General features: G+C 62.2%; 1 pseudogene. It reads right to left on the reverse strand.

Going from position 1 to position 598, the window contains the following annotated elements:
* Positions 1 to 172: 172 nt before the first annotated feature.
* Positions 173 to 457 (reverse strand): annotated as a pseudogene (locus tag A5706_RS34455) (hypothetical protein); the annotation flags it as partial.
* Between the last annotated feature and the right edge of the window lie 141 nt (positions 458 to 598).

Here is a 598-nt window from a genome sequence, read left to right on the forward strand (position 1 = left end):
AGCGACAAATTCCGCCGTCGCGGCCGATCGCCGGCTGAGTCACATAGGCCCCATTAGTACCCGCGCGGAGGCCGCACCCTTTGTGCCCGCCTCACAGCGACAACTTGAGGCGATGTCGTACAGGTATGCGACCCTGCGGCAATGAACCTTCGAGGAATCGAACTGCGCTATGTGCTCGCGATGCACCTCGCTCATAATGGGCGGGCAACCGTTTATGTATTCGGTGTTCGGTGGAGCGCGGGATATAGCCCGGCCCGTACAGCCCGCGCCGAAGCCGGCGCACCCTGTCCCGCTCCGTCTCCCAACGCAGGGCATCCGAAATGACTTTCGATGCCCTCCCGGGGACGCAAAAGCCTTGCGCTTCAAGCGCATGGAGCATTTCGGCGACGGTTGCCCGCCCATTATGAGCGAGGTGCATCGCGAGCACATAGCGCAGTTCGATTCCTCGAAGGTTCATTGCCGCAGGGTCGCATACCTGTACGACATCGCCTCAAGTTGTCGCTGTGAGGCGGGCACAAAGGGTGCGGCCTCCGCGCGGGTACTAATGGGGCCTATGTGACTCAGCCGGCGATCGGCCGCGACGGCGGAATTTGTCGAT

This window comes from Mycobacterium sp. E796 (assembly GCF_001672815.1).
Taxonomy (GTDB): domain Bacteria; phylum Actinomycetota; class Actinomycetes; order Mycobacteriales; family Mycobacteriaceae; genus Mycobacterium.